Raw genomic sequence first — 18,620 nt, 5'->3', positions numbered from 1 at the left:
GGGATTTGCCACAGTATACGGGGCTGCCGTATTGCTTTTAAAGACTTACCCTTTCTCGTACAATTGCCGCCTTTGCACCCTGCATATGAAATGATCGTCGCCCACTCATGAGTTTGCTAGCACTCGGAATCAACCACAACACCGCCAGTGTCGCCTTGCGGGAGCGGGTCGCCTTTGGCCCGGACTGCATCGATCGCGCCTTGCGTGAGCTGGTGAGCCAATCCGGTGTCAGCGAGGCGGTGATTGTCTCAACCTGCAACCGGACCGAACTCTATTGCAACCTGGATGGCGAGCAGCAGAGCGATGTGTTGCGCTGGTTGCAGCAATTCCACGGGCTGGACGCAGCCGAATTGGTCAATGCCATCTATCAGCACCATGACGAAGAGGCGGTGCGCCACTTGATGCGGGTGGCGTGCGGGCTTGATTCGCTGGTGCTCGGTGAGCCGCAGATCCTGGGCCAAATCAAGCAATCCTATGCCCATGCCCAGCAGTCAGAATCCCTCAAGGGAACCCTGGAGCGGCTGTTCCAGAAGTCGTTCTCGGTGGCCAAACGGGTGCGCACCGATACCGAGATTGGCGCCAGCGCGGTGTCGGTGGCCTTTGCTGCCGTTAGCCTGGGGCGACGGATCTTCTCCGACCTTTCCCAGACCAAGGTACTGCTGGTCGGAGCGGGAGAGACCATCGAGCTGGTGGCACGCCATCTGCGTGAGCAGAACGTCACCCGGATGATGGTGGCCAACCGCACCCTGCAGCGCGCCCAGACCCTGGCGGCCGAATTCGGCGCCCAGGTGATGACGCTCGAAGAGATCCCCGACTATCTGCACGAGGCGGATATCGTCATCAGTTCGACCGCCAGCCCCCTGCCGATCATTGGCAAGGGGATGGTGGAGCGTGCCCTCAAGGCCCGCCGCTCCAAGCCGATGTTTCTGGTGGATATAGCAGTGCCGCGTGACATCGAAGCGGAAGTGGATGAGCTCTCCGATGCCTATCTCTACACGGTGGATGATTTGCAGGGGATTATCGAGCAGAACCTCGAAACCCGTAAAAGGGCGGCGGCGCAGGCGGAAGTGATCGTGCAGGAAGAGCGCGACGAGTTTATGGGTTGGTACCGGAGCCAGCGCTCGGTCGATCTGATCCGTGACTATCGCCATCAGTCCCAACAGGTGGCTGACGAAGAGCTGCAGCGTGCCCTGCTGGCATTGGCACAGGGCGAGAGTGCCGAGCAGGCGCTCAAGGCGATGGCCCATCGCCTCACCAACAAGTTGATCCACGCGCCGACCCAGGCCTTGCGCCAGGCGGCTTCCCAGGGCGATCAGAGCGAGCTGTCCCGCTTGCGGCAGGCACTGGGATTGTCCCAAGAGTAATTGTTCGGGGTTGCCATGCTGGCGGCCCCTTCCTCCATTGAGAATGCAAGAGTTATGAATCCGTCACTGATCAGAAAGCTGGAAGGCCTCATCGAGCGCCACGAAGAAGTTCAGGCCATGCTCGGCGAGCCGGACGTAGTCTCGGATCAGGAGCGCTACCGCGCCCTGACCCGCGAGTATGCCCAGCTGGAAGATATCGTTCACGCTTTCCAGCATTATCGTCAGGCGCAGGATGATCTGGAGACCACCCAGCTGATGCTGGAAGAGGATGACGCCGACCTGCGCGAGATGGCGCAGGAGGAGTTGCCACTGGTCAAGGCCGCCCTGGAGCAGCAGGAGCAGGCGATGCAGGTCATGCTGCTGCCCAAGGATCCCCGCGATGACAATAACTGTTATCTGGAGATCCGCGCCGGTGCCGGTGGCGACGAAGCGGCGATCTTTGCCGGCGACCTGTTTCGCATGTATTCACGGTTTGCCGAGCGTCAGGGCTGGCGCCTTTCCATCGTCAGTTGCAACGACGGTGAATACGGTGGCTACAAGGAGGTGATCGCCAAGATCGACGGCGAGCGGGTCTATGGCCGCCTCAAGTTTGAATCCGGTGGCCACCGGGTGCAGCGGGTGCCTGAGACCGAATCTCAGGGGCGGGTGCACACCTCCGCCTGCACCGTTGCCGTGCTGCCGGAAGTACCGGAAGCCGAGCAGATCGAGATCAATCCCTCTGATCTGAAGATCGACACCTTCCGCGCCTCCGGTGCCGGTGGCCAGCACGTCAACAAGACCGACTCGGCCATTCGCATCACCCACCTGCCGACCGGTCTGGTGGTGGAGTGTCAGGACGAGCGCTCCCAGCACAAGAACCGCGCCAAGGCGATGTCAGTGCTTTCTGCCCGCCTGCAGGCTGCCGAGGATGAGCGCCACCGCGCTGCCGAACAGAGCACCCGCCGCAATCTGGTGGGCTCCGGTGATCGCTCCGAGCGTATCCGCACCTACAACTACCCGCAGGGCCGTCTCTCCGAGCACCGCATCAACCTCACCCTGTATCGTCTCTCTGAAATTTTGGAAGGGGATCTGGACTGCATCATCACGCCGCTGGTGCAGGAGTATCAGGCCGATCAGCTCGCCTCACTGGCCGAGAACAGTTGATGCAACTGGTGAACCGGCAAGCTCGCATTAAGTGTTGCGCCCATAGGATGGGGTGGCACTGATGCAGATCCAGCAGGCCCGCTCCCATATCATGACGGTGCTGGCTGGCGGGGAATCCCCCCGTGCCGACGCCGATGTGCTGCTCTGCCATCTGCTCGACTGCCGTCGCAGCTATCTGATGACTTGGCCCGAGCGCGAGCTGGATGCCGTCCAGCAGGCCACCCTGCAACAGTGGCTTGACCGTCGGCTGGCGGGTGAACCCATCGCCCATCTGGTGGGAGAGCGGGAGTTCTGGTCGCTGCCGCTGAAAGTGAGCCCGGCGACCCTGATCCCGCGTCCCGATACCGAGGTGCTAGTCGAGCAGGCGCTGACCAAAATTCCGCAAGGGCCGTGCGCCGTGCTGGATCTCGGCACCGGCACCGGCGCCATCGCGCTGGCGCTCAAGTCCGAGCGGCCCGAGGTCGAGGTATGGGCGGTGGATCGGATGGCCGATGCCGCCGCATTGGCCCGTGAAAACAGCGCCGCTTTGGGATTGCCCATCGAGGTGCGCGACGGCAGCTGGTTTGAGCCGCTGGGTGAACCTGATCGCGACCAGACGCCTCGTTTTGCGGTGATTGTCTCCAATCCCCCCTATATTGATGGCGCCGATCCCCATCTCGAGCGGGGTGACGTACGGTTTGAACCACGCTCGGCGCTGGTTGCCGATGAGGCCGGGCTGGCGGATATCCGCCACATCGTGGCCCATGCCCCCGCTTATCTGCTGACCGATGGCTGGCTGTTGCTGGAACATGGTTGGGATCAGGGCGCTGCAGTGCGGCAGTTGCTGGGGGATAGCGGCTACCGCGAGGTCGCCACGGTGCGCGATTATGGCGATAACGACAGGGTCACACTGGGGCGCTGTCCGTAGCGGCAAGGTCCCGTTTTAGCCTGAGTTTGGCCGAACGACAGATTTTATACGCGGGGTGCCGTTGTGGCGCTCCTTGCAAGGATTAACGAGGTATTTTGTGCTCAAACTGCTGCACTTCTTCCTGATTGCCGGGGCCGTGCTGATGTTTATGCTCCGCTTCTACTGGGTGCAAACAACCGCTGGCCGTGCCTACAGCGCGCCTGTGCTGAAACTCAGTGGCTGGCTCAACGGTCTGGTGGTGCTCTCCGGCGTGCTGCTCTGTGTGGCGCTGGATCTCAACCCGTTCAATAACGGTACACCCTGGCTCAGCGAAAAGTTGATGGGTATTGTGGTGCTGGTGTTTCTGGCGACCATGGCGCTGCGGCTGGCCAAAAGCAATCTTATCCGCTGGTGTTCTTTTCTGGGCGCCCTGGGGTGGCTCTTTTTCATTGCCAAGTTGGCAGTGCTCAAACAGACGAGTTTATTCGGTTAAGGCATGAAGAAGATGTTACGCATAGACGAATGGACCGATTTTGAAGCTCATGACATCACCGAACTGGCGTTGTCGATCAGCGATGAGATTTACGGATCTGCCGAGCAGGGAGGGCGTGAGTTGACCCTGCTGGATGAGTGGCTGGACGAACAGATCGAAGAGGGAACGTGCGACGAGGTGCGTGAGCAACTGTTGCAGGGCTTTTACCAGCAGCTCGGTTTTCATGGCGACTGGCAGGATTACTTCTCTGCAAATAATAGTGACCTCAATCAGGTTCTAGTGCAGCGCAAGGGGATCCCGGTCAGCCTCGGTATTTTGATTATTCAGCTGGGGCGCAAGCTCGGGCTCGATGTGGAGGGGATCTGTTTCCCCGGCCACTTCCTGGTCAGTTTTGCCGGTGGTGAAGGAGAGGTCTATGTCGATCCCTTTACCGGCGATGAGCTGAGTCTGGCGCGTATCGAACTGTTGCTGCGCGGTGCGTTGGGGGATTTGGCCACCTTGACCCCGGCTTATCTGCAACCGTCTGGGCAGTGGGAAATCATCGAGCGACTGCTCAACGTCAGCAAGGGTGCCTTGCTGCGGGAAGATCGCATGCCAGAGGCGCTGCGCTGCAGTGAGCTGCTATTGCGCATGAAGCCGGGTGACCCGCTGGAGACGCGGGATCGCGGCTTCATCTATGAGCAGCTCGACTGCCCCCGTCAGGCCGCCGACGATTTTAGCTATTTTATTGAACAATGCCCGGACGATCCGGTAGCCGATGTGCTCAAAGTACAGCTGGCTGCGCTGGATCTCAGCCCCAAGCCTCTTCATTAAGGATGGCTTGGAACTGAAACAGAAGAATATCAAGGCTGCTGTGCCCGGTCGCAGCGACTAACTTGGCTTCATGCCCCAAGCCCCTTCATTAAGGATGTCTTAGATGGACCAGAAGAATATCAAGATCAACGAGATCGACGTTGCCAACGACAAACCGTTTGTGCTGTTCGGCGGCATGAATGTACTGGAATCGCGCGATATGGCGATGGCAGTGTGCGAGAAGTATATGGAAGTGACGACCAAGCTGGGTATTCCGTTTGTCTTCAAGGCGAGCTGGGATAAGGCTAATCGCTCCTCCATCCACTCCTATCGCGGTCCGGGTCTGGAAGAGGGGATGAAGATTTTCCAGGAGCTGAAGGCCACCTTCGGCATGCCGGTGATCTCTGATCTGCACGAGCCCCATCAGGCCAAGGCTGTTGCCGAGGTGGTTGATGTGATCCAGCTGCCCGCCTTCCTGGCACGCCAGACCGATCTGGTGGAGGCCATGGCGCGCACCGGTAATGTCATCAACATCAAAAAGCCCCAGTTCCTGAGCCCGGGTCAGATGAAGAACATCACCGACAAGTTCGAGGAGTGCGGTAATGACCGCTTGATCCTCTGCGAGCGCGGCGCCAACTTTGGTTACGACAACCTGGTGGTAGACATGCTGGGTCTGGGTGTGATGAAGAAGAGCACCGGCGGTTACCCGGTTATTTTTGACGTTACCCACTCCCTGCAGTGCCGTGATCCGCTGGGAGCGGCCTCCGGTGGTCGTCGCGAGCAGGTGACCGAGCTGGCTCGCGCCGGTATGGCAGTGGGTCTGGCCGGTCTGTTTATCGAATCCCACCCGGATCCGAAAATCGCTCGCTGCGATGGCCCGAGCGCCTTGCCGCTGGAGAAGCTGGAAGGCTTCCTCAAGCAGATGAAGGCCATCGATGACCTGATCAAGGGCTTCGAACCTCTCGATACCTCGGTCTGATCTCGATGCTGTCGTGCTTGATGAAAAATGCCCCGCAATGCGGGGCATTTTTTATATCTGCCATATTTTTCTGACGACTAAAATTAATCTTTGAGTAAACAACAATTAGTTGCCGTGGCGTTAAAGGTGTTAATTTTGTTGTGTGATTGATGTCTCTTAATTGTTTTTTGTTACATGTAGAGTAGTCGCCGTAGTAATGCAGAAACGGCATGGATCGGGTGAGATACGGAGATATCTCGTCCCGGCTATCTGCATGTTTATTGCTGCCCTAACAATGTGCAATTAAATTAACAGGACGTTAATAATGCGAAAGAAACTATTTAGCAGCCTCTATTTTCAGGTATTGCTCGCGATCACCCTCGGGGTATTACTGGGGCATGTCTATCCGGAGCTGGGCGCTGATATGAAGCCCCTTGGTGATGGCTTCGTCAAATTGATCAAGATGATCATCGCCCCCGTTATTTTCTGTACCGTGGTCACCGGTATTGCCGGGATGGAGAGCATGAAGGCGGTCGGCAAGACCGGCGCCATTGCCCTGCTCTACTTCGAGGTGGTCAGCACCATCGCCCTGATCATCGGGCTGTGCGTGGTCAACCTGCTGCAACCCGGGGTTGGCATGAACGTCGATCCGGCTGCACTGGATGCCAGCGCCATCTCTGCTTATGCGGAACAGGCCAAGTCACAGGGCATTATCGCCTTTTTGCTGGATATTATTCCGGGCAGCGTGATCGGCGCCTTTGCCAGCGGCAATATCTTGCAGGTATTGCTGTTTGCGGTGCTGTTCGGTTTTTCCCTTCACCATATTGGCGAAAAGGGACAGGTTATTTTCGGCGTCATCGACAGTTTCTCCAAAGTCATATTTGGCATTATCAATATGATAATGAGACTGGCGCCGATCGGTGCATTCGGGGCAATGGCATTTACCATCGGTAAATATGGGGTGGGTTCGCTGGTACAGTTGGGCCAGTTGATCGCCTGCTTCTATATCACCTGCCTCTTTTTCATCTTCGTTGTGCTGGGCAGCATCGCCAAAGCCTCCGGTTTCAGCATCCTGCGTTTCATCTCCTACATTCGCGAGGAGCTGCTGATCGTGCTGGGGACCTCCTCTTCCGAGTCGGTACTGCCGCGGATGCTGGACAAGATGGAGAAGCTGGGTTGCCAGAAATCGGTGGTGGGGTTGGTCATTCCGACCGGTTACTCCTTCAACCTGGATGGCACCTCCATCTATCTGACCATGGCGGCGATTTTCATTGCGCAGGCCACCAATACACCGTTGGACCTGTTCCAGCAGATCACCCTGTTGGTGGTGCTGCTGATCTCCTCGAAAGGGGCGGCCGGGGTAACCGGTAGCGGCTTTATCGTGCTGGCGGCGACCATTTCGGCGGTGGGTCATCTGCCACTGGCCGGTTTGGCGCTGATCCTGGGGATCGATCGCTTCATGTCCGAGGCGCGGGCGCTGACCAACCTGATCGGTAATGGGGTTGCCACTGTGGTGGTCGCCAAATACTGCAAGCAGCTGGACCAGAAGAAGATGGATGCGGTGCTCGGCGGCAAGGCCGGGCAGCTGGAAGTGGACAGGGCTTAAGCGCATTTTCCCCCGCACGGCCGCGTTGGCTGGTGCGGGAGCAATAAAAAAACGGCCGTTTGGCCGTTTTTTTATTGTGCTGATACCGTGAGTATCAGCGGTTCACTGCAAGGCGCTGATTACAGGCTGGCGGTGAAAGTACGGGTAACCACGTCACGCTGCTGTTCCGGGGTCAGGGCGTTGAAACGCACTGCGTAGCCAGATACACGGATGGTCAGCTGCGGGTACTTTTCCGGGTTGGCGATAGCATCTTCCAGGGTTTCGCGACGCAGAACGTTGACGTTCAGGTGCTGGCCACCTTCAACAACCGGGTCAGTTTGTACTGGCAGTTCACGATATTCGAACTGACCCAGGTCAGCCAGTTGCACTTCTTGATCGGCAGCGAAAGCATCGCCTTTGACGCAGATGCAGCGAGCTTGTTGCTTCTCTTCGTCCAGCAGCCAGAAAGAGTTCAGCAGAGCGGTGTTAGCAGCTTGGGTGATTTGAATGCCTTTGATCATGGTATGACTCCTCAATGGGAACGCGAATCCAACTGTAAGGAAATTACCCTGATGTATTTAAGCTACCGTCGATGGCGATGACTTAAAGGGCCCTTGCCTTACACCTTTACTTTGATGGGGTCATATATACCATGGTGGTAATATTACCAAAATTGATCCAGATCAATAAAGTTCAATAAAGCCGCATGTCAACGGCATTAATTTATTGAGTTGAATCAAATTTAGGTCATTTTTCCAAATTTGTAAGATATCCAGATAATGCATCTTTTATATCTTCAATCTAGTAATTTAACTACACCTTTTAGGCTTTTTTCTGATGAGGGCAGGGGGATTGGCTACACTCAGCAAACACACTGAGGAGAGTGCCGGGTGAAGAGCGGGTGGCGAAAGTGGGCATGGCTAGCCCTGTTTTGTTGTACCAGCGCAGTGCGTGCCGAGACGGTGCGCATTGCCGTGGGCGAGTGGCCACCTTATATCAGTGAGGCGCTGCCCAATCAGGGATTCCTCTGCCAGGTGGTACGCGAGGCTTTCGCTCAGTCGGGGCTGGATGTCAGCTTTCACTTCTACCCCTGGGCGCAGGCTTACCAGCTGACCCAGGAGGGGAGGTATGTGGTCACCATGCCCTGGTTTCGTTCCCGTGAACGTGAACAGCACTTTTATTTTTCTGCCACGCTCGGCGATTTCACGACTCGCCTCTTTATGCTGGTCGGTTCGCCGCAGGTGAATCTGGGGGAGCTAAAAGATCAGCCGGTCGGGGTCACCCGTGGCTATTTTTATGGCGATGGGTTTGCCGCCCGCCAAGCCGGGCTTACCCTCGAGTGGTCAGATTCTGATGAGCAGAGCATGGGCAAGTTGCTCGACGGGCGTATCCACTATCTGGTGATGGATGAGCAGGTGGCACAGATCCTGTTCCAGCAAGCGATCTCCCGTCATCCCCCATCGCTGGCGCTGACCAGTGCCGCTGATCCTATCTGGTCGCAACCGGGATACTTGTTGATGCGCAAGGCTGATCCTGAGGCGCGCCGTTTGATGTTGCTGTTCAACGCCGGCCTGCACAAACTGGAGCGCTCGGGGCGTGTTGCCCGAATTTGGCAGCAGTGAGCCACGGTTGCGTCTTGCGGGCTGGCCCCCTATCCTGAGCCCTTCGCCGATTCAAGTGAGGAGTTAGGGGTGCAGACCTGGAGTGATGTGATTGGCTCTGAAAAAGAGCAGGACTATTTCAAACTTACGCTGGCGACCGTCAGATCGGAGCGGGAAGCGGGTAAGGTGATCTACCCGCCAACAGCCGATGTGTTCAATGCCTTCAAGCTGACCGAACTGGATCAGGTCAAGGTGGTGATCCTGGGGCAAGACCCCTACCACGGCCCAAATCAGGCGCACGGTCTCTGTTTCTCCGTCCTGCCCGGGGTGCGTACCCCGCCTTCCCTGGTCAACATCTATAAAGAGCTGCAGCGGGATCTGCCCGACTTTGTCACCCCCAATCACGGCTTTCTCGAATCCTGGGCCAAACAGGGGGTCTTGCTGCTCAATACCGTGCTGACGGTGCAGGCCGGTCAGGCTCACTCTCACGCTCAGCTCGGTTGGGAGACCTTCACCGATCGGGTTATCGAGCAGATCAATGCCAGCTGTCAGGGGGTAGTCTTCCTGTTGTGGGGGGCTCATGCCCAGAAGAAGGGGCGTTTTATCGATCGTCAGCGCCACCATGTGTTGACCGCCCCCCATCCGAGCCCTCTCTCTGCCCACCGTGGTTTCATCGGTTGTGGCCACTTTACCGAGACCAATCGCTTGCTGGAACAACAGGGCAAGAGTCAGATAGAGTGGAAATCTGTCTGCATCCCACTTGATTGAGTGCAAAGTTCGGGCGACAAATGACCGTATACTCAGGGACATAACATTAATTCAGAGCCAAGGAGTGCCCATGTTATCCAGTCTGCACAAGGACCATCTCAACATCGCCCGACTCTTGGAGCTGCTCAAGCACAAGCTGGCAGCCATCCATGCCGAACAGCCCATCAGCTACTTTTTGGTGCGCGATGTCATCGACTACCTGCGGGAGGTCTCCGACAAGTATCACCATCCCAAGGAAGACCTCATCTATGACTACTACCTGAAATATCGGGTGGTGGAAGGGGAGGTTGCCAACCGTCTGCAGGAGGAGCACGTCAAGCTGCTGGAGGCAGGGGCCGATCTCAAGGAGATGGTGGAGATGATCCTGATGGATGCGGTGATCCCTCTCGATCAGTTCACCACCAAGCTGGAGCGCTTCGTGGAGCTGCAAGAGGCGCACATGAACTACGAAGAGGGGGTGATCTTCCCCCATCTGCGTGACTCCCTGACCGAGGATGACTGGCGCCAGCTGGAGCAAAACTGGCAGAACCGTGCCATTGGCGACCCCCTGTTCGGGGCCGAAGTGAGCCAGCACTTCCAGGCGCTGGCCAAGCGACTCTCGCTGCCGCTCACTACCGGCTAAGCGCTGCGCGTACCAGCAGCGCGGCGGGTACCCCGTGAGTGCAACTTGAGTGAAAACAGAAAAGGCCTCCATCCGGAGGCCTTTTGCATGGAAGGGCTGAGTTATGCCTGTGGTTTCAGGAAGTTGCGATAGAGCATATAGAGGTGGGCAGAGCTCCAGCTAAAGTTGCTGGCCCCCTGCATGGCACCGGTCTCCGGGTTGTAGTTTTCACGGATGGGGCCGCTGCCCGCCAACCCTTCGGCGTTGTTGAACAGCTTGTTGACCAGTGCCTCGGCATCGCTGCGGTAGCCGTAGTTTTCCAGCCCCTTCACCCCGAAGTAGAACTGATCGAGCCAGACCCGACCGCGCCAGTAGATATTGGGGTCGTAGGCCGGGTTGGTCAGCGCGGCTGTGCCCAGCGGGATCCTTGTGTTGAACTCCTGGGCGTTGAGCATCACCTCGCGCACCCGCGCCGCTTTCTCCTTGTCGGCGACCTCTGCCCAGAGCGGGCTCCACCCTTCCGGGCCACGGCCGCGGGCGGTCAGCAACTTGCCGACGCAGCCGTTGCCGTCAGCGACATCCCCCTGTCCAATCTGGCGATCGTAATAGAAGCCTGACGCCTCATCGAACATACAGCTGTTGATGTAGCCAGCCAGCTGGGTCGCACCATCGCGGTAGCGGCTTGCTTCATCCGGTTTGCCAAGCAGGTCGGCCATGTCTGCCAGAATGCGCTTCTCCTTGGCGAGAAAGGCGTTCAGCTCCACCGACTCCTGATCGATGGAGAAACCGATCAAATCGCCATTGTCCTGATGGTTTTCAAAGAAGGCGACGTTCCAGTCCTGACGCGCCTTGGCCAGATCTCCGCCATAGGTCTTGTCGGCATAGCGTTGCAGCTGGCCCGGTTCGATAAAGCCGAAGCGGGCGGCGTTGTCCATGCCGGACTCCCAACCGGCGCCGTGCTGGGCGCCGATATCCATGTCGCTGTAACCGCCCACGTTCAACACCTGTTGATAGAGCGGCATACCGGCGCAGGCATACCAGCCATCCTCCTCAGTGGTACAGCTGGAGAGATCCAGCCCGGCGGGAATACCGTTGGGGTACTGCACCTTGAAGGTGATATTGCCGAACTCATCGTTATGCTCGACATGCTTGGTGGCGCCATATTCGATGATGCCGTTGCGGTTGTTGTCCCGCGCGCGGTACCACCAGTCGTGATAGGCCTGCAGTTTGGGATACATCTCGGCGATAAAGGCCTTGTCTTTGGTGGCGCTGTAAATTTCCCAGATGGCCCAGGCGGAGAGGGGCGGCTTGGTATCGCGCTCGTTCCAGTTGCCGCCATCGCCACCGCGATCTGCCAGCTTGTTGTAGAAGACTGCGTCGATCACCATGCCCGCATCCTGCGGACGAACCGGATCATCCGGTTGCACCTGATAGTCATACATGGCGCGCACGTTGTTCTTGGCCACCTCAGGGTTGAAGTGGGCCATGGCGTAAGCGTGCTTCCAGCTGTCCCAGGCCCAGACGCCGTCGAACCAGCGGGCGGTATTGGAGGGGGTCACCCCGTCGTGGAGGATGGCGCCAGCCGGGGATCGCCAGTTGCCGTTGAGGGTCTCCATCGCCTTGACGGCGATGCGACGCTCCGACTCGGGGATCCCCTGATTGGAGAGACCGTTGGCGAGGTAGCCCTCCCAGCGGCGGATGGAGTCGGCAAAATAGTTGGCCGGGTTGGCCAGCAGGGCCTGACGGCTCTGCTGGTAGCGGCTGGCGTCATCTGCAGAGTGGAGATAGCTCTGCAGGGTGTAGATATCCTCGCTCCCCTTGGCGGCCAGGGTAATGCTGGCATCGCTTTGGTAGCCCAGCGTTTTCTGGTCGAGAGTGGTGCGGCTTGGCAGGGTGCGGTCGATGCGATAGCGAGCGCTGCCGCTCTGCATGATGTTCCAGGTGCTGCGAAGTTTGCCGAACTGGAATTCAATCCCTTTGTCGCTCTCGCTGATGGTGCGGGTCCAGGCAGGATACTGCTCGGCGATGGTGTGCTCGGCATCCCACTGGTTGAGCAGCTCGCCCTGCCAGTTGAGGTTGAGGGTGAGCGGCGCATCGGTGTGGTTTTGCAGGCGGGTGCGGATAAGCGCGGTGCGGGCATCGCCGTAGCGCAGCTCCAGCTCCAGCGTAAAGGGCTCGAACTCGAAGCGTTGCACCAGTGCGCCCGGAATCGCGAACACCTCTTGCTTGCGGGCGCTGGTCAACGGGAACTGGCGGCCGCTCGCATCGCTCAGGGTGAGTTTGTCGAGCTCGCGGGCAAAGAAGAGGCTGTACTCCTCCGCGATCACCATGGGGCCGGTGAAGCCACCCCACTCACTGTCCTTGGCAGGCAGCAGGAAGCCATGCCAGGCCCCCAGATCGAGCAAGGGGTTGTATTTGAGGTTGTCGTAACTATCAAAGTCACGGAATTGGATCGGTGTTCCCCGGCGGTCTATCACGTCCCGATATTGGGTTGCCTGCTCCGGCTTGGCGACGGTGCTCTCTTCCGTCTGGTTATCGTTGCAGGCAGTCAGTCCAAACAGGGCGGTGCCGAGGGCTACTGAGAGTAAAGTTTTACGAAACATTTCTCGCTCCAATTCCATTTTTGTAGGTTAAAAAGAAGACTTTTTGCGCTTACTTTTAGTGAAAAGGTTTTCGGTAGCCATTGTATGGCAAGGTTAAAGGGATCTCTGGTGCGAGATCACACTCTGAAGAGGTGGCAATGTGAGCGGGATCACCGGGTTACATCAGGTTACATAAGATCGTTGTTTAGTAATATTTTACTTGGCATTGCTCGCCAATCTGGCGGGGCAGGTGTGCAGATATTGATGGGGAGTCAGACCGAACTCCTGTTTGAAGCGGGCGGCAAAACGGCTGGGGGAGTCATAACCGCAGGCGAGAGCGACCTCCAGCGGGGTGAGGCCCTGTTGCAACAGGTTGAGGGCGTGGCCCATGCGCACCTGAGCCAGCAATTGGCTGCGGCATGCTAGCCAGGGCGGGTTCAATACGAAACCATATTTTTTGGCGGGCTTGACGCTCTCAATATAAAAAGCCCCGAGAGCAGGTGCTTTCGGGGAAGAGGAAAATCATCGACAAGGGATTACAAAGGCAGTGGGGTCAGGCCTGAAAAAGATCAGGCATCGACATAGAGCACCTGACCGCTAATAAAGCCATCGACGGAGCGCTCAAACGCCTTGCCGACCAAAGCGCCCGGCACCGGCTGGAAGCCCGGCATCATCTCGCCATATACGTCCCACGCCTCTTCCAGTACGGTCGGGTTGACCACATTGATGCGGATGCCGCGGGGCAGCTCGTGGGCCACGCACTGGACAAAGGTATCGATGGCGCCGCTGGTGGTGGCATCGGCAATGGCCAGCGGGATCGGCTTGATATTGAGGATGCCGGAGATCAGGGTGAAGGAGCCCCCCTGATTGATGTAGTTGAGGCCGACATTGACCAGATTGATCTGGCCCATCAGCTTGCTCTGGATAGTGGTTTGCCACTGCTCTTCGCTCATCTCGCCAAAGGGGGCGTATTCGCAAAATCCTGCGGTATTGACCACCGCATCGAAGGAGCCCACGTTTTGGTAGAGCCGCTCGATTGACTCCTTGCTGGTGATATCCACCTGAAAATCACACCCCTCGCCGGAGCGGCTGGCAGTGATCACCTTGTGCTTGCCCAGACCACTGAGGGCGGCTTGCCCCATTTTCCCCTGAGCACCAATCAGAATGACAGTTTTCATCGTTAACCTCGCTTTGCTGGAAGAGCTGCAAGGTTAGAGATCCGATGATACAATGTAAATCATGGGTAATTTGTATGTGATACAACTTAAATTGGTGAGACGAGGGTGGAGAAGATCGATATCAGGCAGATGCGGGTGCTGGTGCTGCTGGTCAGATACAAGAGTGTGTCGCGGGTGGCCGAGCTGCTGGAGATCTCCCAGCAGGGGGTAAGCAGTCATCTGAAAAAGCTGCGCGATCTCTTTCCCGCCGAGCTGTTTATCCGCCAGAGCGCCGGGTTGCAGCCGACCGACTACGCCTGCGAGCTGGCCGACAAGTTCGAGCAGATACTGGCCGATATCGACGGGGTCTTTGTAGCAGCCCCCTTCGATCCCGCCAGCAGCCAGCGCACCTTCAGGGTGATGGCCAACGAATATGCCCAGCTCGCCATTATCCCAAGGTTGGCGAGCGTTCTGCGCAATCAGGCGCCCTTCATCCGGCTCGATGTGGTGGATTTTCAGGCCGAAAACCATCTGGACGCGTTGGCCAGCGGCGAGGTCGATCTGGTGATTGGTTTTGATGCCTATCTCGACCCGGGGTTGCTGCGCGCCACCCTGCGCCGGGATCACTACTGCTGCGTGCTGCGCCAGGACTCCCGATATCTTCCGGATAATGCCCAGCCGCAGGATATGGCGGCCATCCCCTTTGTGCAGTTCGCCAACAGCGTCGGCAATTTTGAAGGGCAGATGAGCCCGCAGCAGGTCGCCAGCTCGGCGGTGGCGACGCTCCCCTGTTACACCTCGCTGCAAGCCTTTATGTCGGTCAATGACGTGGCGGCCTGCATCCCGTCGGCCATCGCCGCCCTCGGGGATTTTCGCACCGTGGCGATGGCCGGGTCGCCGCAGCCGTTCGAGGTGGTGGTCGGCAGACATCGCAAAAGTCAGGGCAATCTGGCCATCGAGTGGCTGGCCGAGGTGATTAAGTCGGTCTGCGATCTTGCCATGCCCAGATAACGCCGCCGTTTGCAGAGAGCGGCCGCCGCCAGCCAGCGCGGTAACGGCAGGCTGGATCTGCGGGGGAAATCCTGCGATGGTGCGGGCAGTTTTCCGCTTATCCCGTTATCGAGTGAAAAGGAGTTGAGATGCGCATTGCCATGATTGGTCTGGGGGATATCGCCCAAAAAGCCTATCTGCCGCTGCTGACGAGCGATGAGCGGGTTACCCCGCTGCTCTGCACCCGCAATCCGGCGGTGCTGGAGAAGCTCGCCCGCCAGTATCGGGTCACCGAGTGCTTTACCGATGTGGCAGCCCTGCTGGCAAGCCGCCCCGATGGGGTGATGATCCACGCTGCCACCGCGGTGCATCGCGAGCTGGCCGAGCAGTGCCTGCGCGCAGGTATCCCCACCTTTGTCGACAAGCCACTGTGCGACACGCTGGCCGAGGCCGAGGAGCTTGCCAACCTCGCCATGGCGCAGGATTGTGCGCTGTTTGTCGGCTTCAACCGCCGCTATCTGCCCGCCATGGATGCCGCCCGTGCCCAGCCGCTCACCGAACTCAACTGGCAAAAACACCGCTTCGCCCTGCCGGGGCGGGCGCGGGATTTTCTGTTCGACGACTTTATTCATGTGCTCGACAGCCTCTGCTTCTATGGCGGCGCGCCACAGGGGGATTTTCAGGCGGTGCTGCGGCCAAGTGCCCAGGACCAGCGCCTGCTGGCCGGGGTGAGCGTCAGCTGGCAGAGTGGCAATCGCGCCATCAGCGGCAGCATGAACCGCAGCGCCGGCATCACCGAGGAGCGCATCGACGCCTACGGCGACAATCTCTCCCTGCACCTTGAGAACTGCACCCGCGGCATCATCGCCCGCGACACGCAGGCCCAGATGCTGGCCCCCAACGACTGGCAGCCGGTGCTGGCCCAGCGCGGCTTTGCCGCCATGCTGGAGCACTGGTATCAGCAAATTGAACTGGGCAAGGCTGATAGCGAGTTGATCGCCTCCTACCTGCATGGTCATCGGCTGGCGGAGCAGTTGGTGGCGCAGGCTGAACAGCGGGGATAACGCTGGCTGAAAGTGCGCGTGACATGAATGCGCGGTGCGCGGGGAAGGCGCACCAAAAACAACGGGGGCCGCAGATGCGGCCCCCGTTTTATGGGTTCAGATACATTTCACCGGCTTGGGCAGGCCGCCAATCTTGGTCGCCTGCTTGGCGGGCCCTTCCGGGAACAGTTTGTAGAGGTAGCGGCTGTTGCCCTTCTCGGGGCCATACTGTTTTTCCATCGCCTTGACCAGCGCGCGGATGGCGGGGGAGGTGTTGAACTCCAGATAGAAGGCGCGCACAAAGCGCACCACTTCCCAGTGCGGCTCCTCCAGCTCGATCCCTTCCTGCGCAGCCAGTACCAGCGCCAGCTCCTCGCTCCAGTCGCTGCTGTTGAGCAGGTAGCCCTTGGCATCGGTCTTTATGAGTTGGCCGTTTAATTCCAGCTGATGTTGTTCGGACGCAGACATGGGGCTCCTCGCTAATGGGGCTATCAGGATTGGGCGGGCATGGTAGCGCCTTGATCCCCGGTGAGCAACCGGCTCTCGTTGGCCAGATGCAGCAACTGATCCGCCAGCTCGCTGATCAGGTTGAGCTGCTGGGTCAGCATCAGCTGCTCCTCGCTGCACTCCTGGTCACCATCGGTGGTGATCAGCAGGTTTTTGCTGCCGATGGAGCTGGAGGGGTTGCCCGCCAGATGACCGGCGGCCTGCTCCAGGGTGTGGCAGATGTGGTGGCGCAGCTCATCCAGCCCGTTCACCGCTTCCAGCTTGTCGCGATGAGCCCCCAGCGCCGAGATGTAGGAGAGCAGGGCGTGGTTGCGCCAGGTGAGGGTAAAGCAGAGATCGAGGAAGCGGCGGCGCTTTTGCGGCTCCACCAGCATGCTCTGCCAGGCGGTGGCCAGCTCGCTGTCGGCCAGATGGGCGCTCTTGCGCGCCACCCGATAGTCGATGGACTCATCCCGCTGCTGGGTGAGGCTCGCCAGCACCGCCGAGAGGTAGCGGGCGTTGGCTGACAGGGAGTTGGCGATCAGGGTCGGCAGCCGCTTGTATTGCCAGTCCGGCCACAGCCAGGCCACCAGCCCGTAGGAGATGAGGCAGCCGAGCAGGGTATCGAGCAAGCGCGGCCCCAGAATGGCAAAGCCGATGCCATCGAGCAGATTGAACGCCATCAACACATAGAGGGTGATAAAGCAGACCGCGGCGCTGTAGTTGTTGCGCACCTGGGTGAAGAACAGGAAGGCGGCGAGCCCCATCACCACCAGCTGAACGTGTAGCTCGGGGAACAGCCAGAGCACCGGAATGCCCACCAGAATCCCGGCGAAGGTGCCGAGCATCCGCTGCACCAGTCGGCGGCGGGTGGCGCTGTAGCTGGGCTGGCAGACAAACAGCACCGTGAGCAAGATCCAGTAGCCCTTTTCCAGATCAAAGGCTTGCAGTATGCCGTAGCCGATCACCAGCCCGAGCGACAAGCGCAATGCATGGCGAAACACCATGGAGTGCAGGGTGAGGTGCTGCTTGAGCTGGGTCAGCAGCGGCAGGCGGGGCGGGCGCGCCAGCGCGGGCAGGTTTTGCGGCGCCTGCTCGGGGTTTTGCAGCCCCTCGGCGCTGCCCAGCAGCTGGTTGATGCTGGCCAGATTGCGGCGCAGGAACTTCATCGGCGTCAGCAGGGTTTTCGGGTAGTGCTGCTTGAGATGGGTGAACTCCAGCTGATCGCCAAGGGCCTGCAGCGTCCAGTGAATGCGCTTGTTATGGCTGTAGGGTTTGTGCACCAAAATGGCGTAACCCAGCCGCTGACACGCCTCGGAGAGTTGCAGGAACACCTCCTGAAATCCTTCCAGTACGATGCCCTGTTTGAGCTCCGCTTCCAGTCGGCTGTAGGGGTAGTGGCTGGAGGTGGCGCGCTCGTGAATTTCCAGCGCCAGCAGGTAGAGACGCAGCAGGCTGGCAAGCTCCGGGCTCGCCGGATGGCGGCGGCTCAGGCGGGCGTTGAGGGCCGATTTGGTGAGGGTCAGCGCGCTCACCAGATTGATATTGAGCTGGGCCAGATTGTGGCGAATGGCCTGGGCACCGTGCTCGTCCGCCGGGAAGAAGCGGGCTTTTTCCAGCAGATAGCGGCCAAGGGCGAAATAGCTCTGAGCCAGCTGCTCATGCAGGGTTTTGTAGGGCAGCAGCCAGAGCCAGATGAAAGAGACCAGCCCGTACCAGAGGGCGCCAGCGCCGAGGGCCAGCGGTTGGTAGAAGAGATCCGGCGCCTTGGCGGCCCCCAGCATGGTGTAGATGGCGATCAGCAGCGAGCCAAAGCTGATGGTGGCGTAGCGGGCACCGAGCGCCCCCACCATCACGAAGATAAAGGTGGAGCTGGCCAGCCCGATGGCAAACAGCCAGGGAGTGGGGTAGAGATACTGCACGCAGAGGGACGCGAACATGAAGCAGACCAGCGTCATGGCGAGGTTCTTGAGGCGCCCCCACAGGCTGTCATCGGTTTCGGCGATGGCGCCCGCCACTAACCCGAGGGAGAGCAGCACGGTGAGCTGGATATTGCCGGTGGCCAGGGTGAAGGCGAGCAGACCGAGAATGGCCAGCAGCACCTTGAGGGCGAAATAGATGTGACTATCGGTCAGCAGTCGGCGTAACAGACTGGAGAAGTCCATGGGCAT

General features: G+C 59.0%; 17 protein-coding genes and 1 pseudogene. 12 read left to right on the top strand and 6 right to left on the bottom strand.

Features of this window, described 5'->3' with window-relative positions; all coding sequences use genetic code 11:
- Window positions 1-107 precede the first annotated feature (107 nt).
- From hemA to BN4575_RS14670, 7 genes are all read left to right on the top strand, one after another.
- Window positions 108-1,364, top strand: a complete 1,257-nt coding sequence (hemA, locus tag BN4575_RS14700) for a glutamyl-tRNA reductase (protein WP_068978740.1) — start codon at window positions 108-110, stop codon at window positions 1,362-1,364.
- 54 nt (window positions 1,365-1,418) lie between these two features.
- Window positions 1,419-2,507, top strand: a complete 1,089-nt coding sequence (gene prfA, locus BN4575_RS14695) for a peptide chain release factor 1 (protein WP_042020540.1) — start codon at window positions 1,419-1,421, stop codon at window positions 2,505-2,507.
- A gap of 61 nt (window positions 2,508-2,568) precedes the next feature.
- Entirely contained in the window at window positions 2,569-3,414 is an 846-nt protein-coding gene (prmC, locus tag BN4575_RS14690; RefSeq protein WP_068978739.1) for a peptide chain release factor N(5)-glutamine methyltransferase, read from the top strand.
- A 97-nt stretch (window positions 3,415-3,511) separates the two neighbouring features.
- A complete protein-coding gene (locus BN4575_RS14685; protein WP_256028979.1) occupies window positions 3,512-3,886 on the top strand; it encodes a SirB2 family protein in 375 nt (124 codons plus the stop codon).
- A 12-nt stretch (window positions 3,887-3,898) separates the two neighbouring features.
- The gene (locus BN4575_RS14680) at window positions 3,899-4,699 is read left to right on the top strand and encodes a SirB1 family protein (protein ID WP_042020543.1); all 801 of its coding nucleotides are present in this window, start codon (window positions 3,899-3,901) and stop codon (window positions 4,697-4,699) included.
- Window positions 4,700-4,802: 103 nt separating this feature from the next.
- A complete protein-coding gene (gene kdsA / locus BN4575_RS14675; RefSeq protein WP_042020544.1) occupies window positions 4,803-5,657 on the top strand; it encodes a 3-deoxy-8-phosphooctulonate synthase in 855 nt (284 codons plus the stop codon).
- A 304-nt stretch (window positions 5,658-5,961) separates the two neighbouring features.
- The gene (locus BN4575_RS14670; RefSeq protein ID WP_068978738.1) at window positions 5,962-7,242 is read left to right on the top strand and encodes a dicarboxylate/amino acid:cation symporter; all 1,281 of its coding nucleotides are present in this window, start codon (window positions 5,962-5,964) and stop codon (window positions 7,240-7,242) included.
- Window positions 7,243-7,361: 119 nt separating this feature from the next.
- On the opposite strand, the gene grcA is transcribed toward BN4575_RS14670, so the two are convergent.
- Window positions 7,362-7,742, bottom strand: a complete 381-nt coding sequence (gene grcA / locus BN4575_RS14665; protein WP_042020546.1) for an autonomous glycyl radical cofactor GrcA — start codon at window positions 7,740-7,742, stop codon at window positions 7,362-7,364.
- Between the two features lie 369 nt (window positions 7,743-8,111).
- On the opposite strand from grcA, the gene BN4575_RS14660 reads away from it, so the two are divergent.
- The 3 genes from BN4575_RS14660 to BN4575_RS14650 all read left to right on the top strand — a co-directional run bounded on the left by BN4575_RS14660 (window position 8,112) and on the right by BN4575_RS14650 (window position 10,212).
- Window positions 8,112-8,843, top strand: coding sequence for a substrate-binding periplasmic protein (locus BN4575_RS14660; RefSeq protein WP_068978737.1), 732 nt, complete (start codon window positions 8,112-8,114; stop codon window positions 8,841-8,843).
- A gap of 69 nt (window positions 8,844-8,912) precedes the next feature.
- Entirely contained in the window at window positions 8,913-9,590 is a 678-nt protein-coding gene (ung, locus tag BN4575_RS14655; RefSeq protein ID WP_068978736.1) for a uracil-DNA glycosylase, read from the top strand.
- Between the two features lie 70 nt (window positions 9,591-9,660).
- Window positions 9,661-10,212, top strand: a complete 552-nt coding sequence (locus BN4575_RS14650) for a hemerythrin domain-containing protein (protein ID WP_068978735.1) — start codon at window positions 9,661-9,663, stop codon at window positions 10,210-10,212.
- A gap of 101 nt (window positions 10,213-10,313) precedes the next feature.
- On the opposite strand, the gene ygjK is transcribed toward BN4575_RS14650, so the two are convergent.
- The 3 genes and pseudogenes from ygjK to BN4575_RS14635 form a co-directional block, all read right to left on the bottom strand.
- Window positions 10,314-12,794 carry an alpha-glucosidase gene (ygjK, locus tag BN4575_RS14645; protein ID WP_068978734.1) on the bottom strand — a complete coding sequence of 827 codons (2,481 nt, stop codon included), beginning with the start codon at window positions 12,792-12,794 and terminating at the stop codon, window positions 10,314-10,316.
- Between the two features lie 195 nt (window positions 12,795-12,989).
- Window positions 12,990-13,184, bottom strand: a pseudogene (locus BN4575_RS14640) (helix-turn-helix domain-containing protein); the annotation flags it as partial.
- Between the two features lie 158 nt (window positions 13,185-13,342).
- Complete coding sequence (locus BN4575_RS14635) at window positions 13,343-13,951, bottom strand: short chain dehydrogenase (RefSeq protein WP_068978732.1); 609 nt, start codon at window positions 13,949-13,951, stop codon at window positions 13,343-13,345.
- A 105-nt stretch (window positions 13,952-14,056) separates the two neighbouring features.
- Between BN4575_RS14635 and BN4575_RS14630 the strand changes: the two genes are divergently transcribed.
- Together BN4575_RS14630 and BN4575_RS14625 are read left to right on the top strand one after the other, a co-directional pair.
- Complete coding sequence (locus BN4575_RS14630; RefSeq protein WP_068978731.1) at window positions 14,057-14,941, top strand: LysR family transcriptional regulator; 885 nt, start codon at window positions 14,057-14,059, stop codon at window positions 14,939-14,941.
- Window positions 14,942-15,069: 128 nt separating this feature from the next.
- Complete coding sequence (locus tag BN4575_RS14625) at window positions 15,070-15,984, top strand: Gfo/Idh/MocA family protein (protein ID WP_068978730.1); 915 nt, start codon at window positions 15,070-15,072, stop codon at window positions 15,982-15,984.
- A gap of 96 nt (window positions 15,985-16,080) precedes the next feature.
- Here the strand turns inward: BN4575_RS14625 and BN4575_RS14620 are convergent, their stop codons facing one another.
- The gene (locus BN4575_RS14620; protein WP_068978729.1) at window positions 16,081-16,431 is read right to left on the bottom strand and encodes a TusE/DsrC/DsvC family sulfur relay protein; all 351 of its coding nucleotides are present in this window, start codon (window positions 16,429-16,431) and stop codon (window positions 16,081-16,083) included.
- Window positions 16,432-16,454: 23 nt separating this feature from the next.
- A complete protein-coding gene (gene yccS, locus BN4575_RS14615) occupies window positions 16,455-18,620 on the bottom strand; it encodes a YccS family putative transporter (protein ID WP_068978728.1) in 2,166 nt (721 codons plus the stop codon).

The sequence above is a fragment of the Aeromonas sp. EERV15 genome (assembly GCF_900079845.1).
GTDB lineage: Bacteria > Pseudomonadota > Gammaproteobacteria > Enterobacterales > Aeromonadaceae > Aeromonas > Aeromonas sobria.
Note: the sequence above shows the minus strand (reverse complement) of the source record. Positions and strands in the feature narration are given on the sequence as shown.

Excerpts from the sequence above, each read along its gene's own strand:
- hemA (WP_068978740.1), top strand. The coding sequence starts at position 108 with ATGAGTTTGCTAGCACTCGGAATCAACCACAACACCGCCAGTGTCGCC.
- prfA (WP_042020540.1), top strand. The coding sequence starts at position 1,419 with ATGAATCCGTCACTGATCAGAAAGCTGGAAGGCCTCATCGAGCGCCAC.
- prmC (WP_068978739.1), top strand. The coding sequence starts at position 2,569 with ATGCAGATCCAGCAGGCCCGCTCCCATATCATGACGGTGCTGGCTGGC.
- BN4575_RS14680 (WP_042020543.1), top strand. The coding sequence starts at position 3,899 with ATGTTACGCATAGACGAATGGACCGATTTTGAAGCTCATGACATCACC.
- kdsA (WP_042020544.1), top strand. The coding sequence starts at position 4,803 with ATGGACCAGAAGAATATCAAGATCAACGAGATCGACGTTGCCAACGAC.
- BN4575_RS14670 (WP_068978738.1), top strand. The coding sequence starts at position 5,962 with ATGCGAAAGAAACTATTTAGCAGCCTCTATTTTCAGGTATTGCTCGCG.
- grcA (WP_042020546.1), bottom strand. The coding sequence starts at position 7,742 with ATGATCAAAGGCATTCAAATCACCCAAGCTGCTAACACCGCTCTGCTG.
- BN4575_RS14650 (WP_068978735.1), top strand. The coding sequence starts at position 9,661 with ATGTTATCCAGTCTGCACAAGGACCATCTCAACATCGCCCGACTCTTG.
- ygjK (WP_068978734.1), bottom strand. The coding sequence starts at position 12,794 with ATGTTTCGTAAAACTTTACTCTCAGTAGCCCTCGGCACCGCCCTGTTT.
- BN4575_RS14635 (WP_068978732.1), bottom strand. The coding sequence starts at position 13,951 with ATGAAAACTGTCATTCTGATTGGTGCTCAGGGGAAAATGGGGCAAGCC.
- BN4575_RS14625 (WP_068978730.1), top strand. The coding sequence starts at position 15,070 with ATGCGCATTGCCATGATTGGTCTGGGGGATATCGCCCAAAAAGCCTAT.
- BN4575_RS14620 (WP_068978729.1), bottom strand. The coding sequence starts at position 16,431 with ATGTCTGCGTCCGAACAACATCAGCTGGAATTAAACGGCCAACTCATA.
- yccS (WP_068978728.1), bottom strand. The coding sequence starts at position 18,620 with ATGCCCATGGACTTCTCCAGTCTGTTACGCCGACTGCTGACCGATAGT.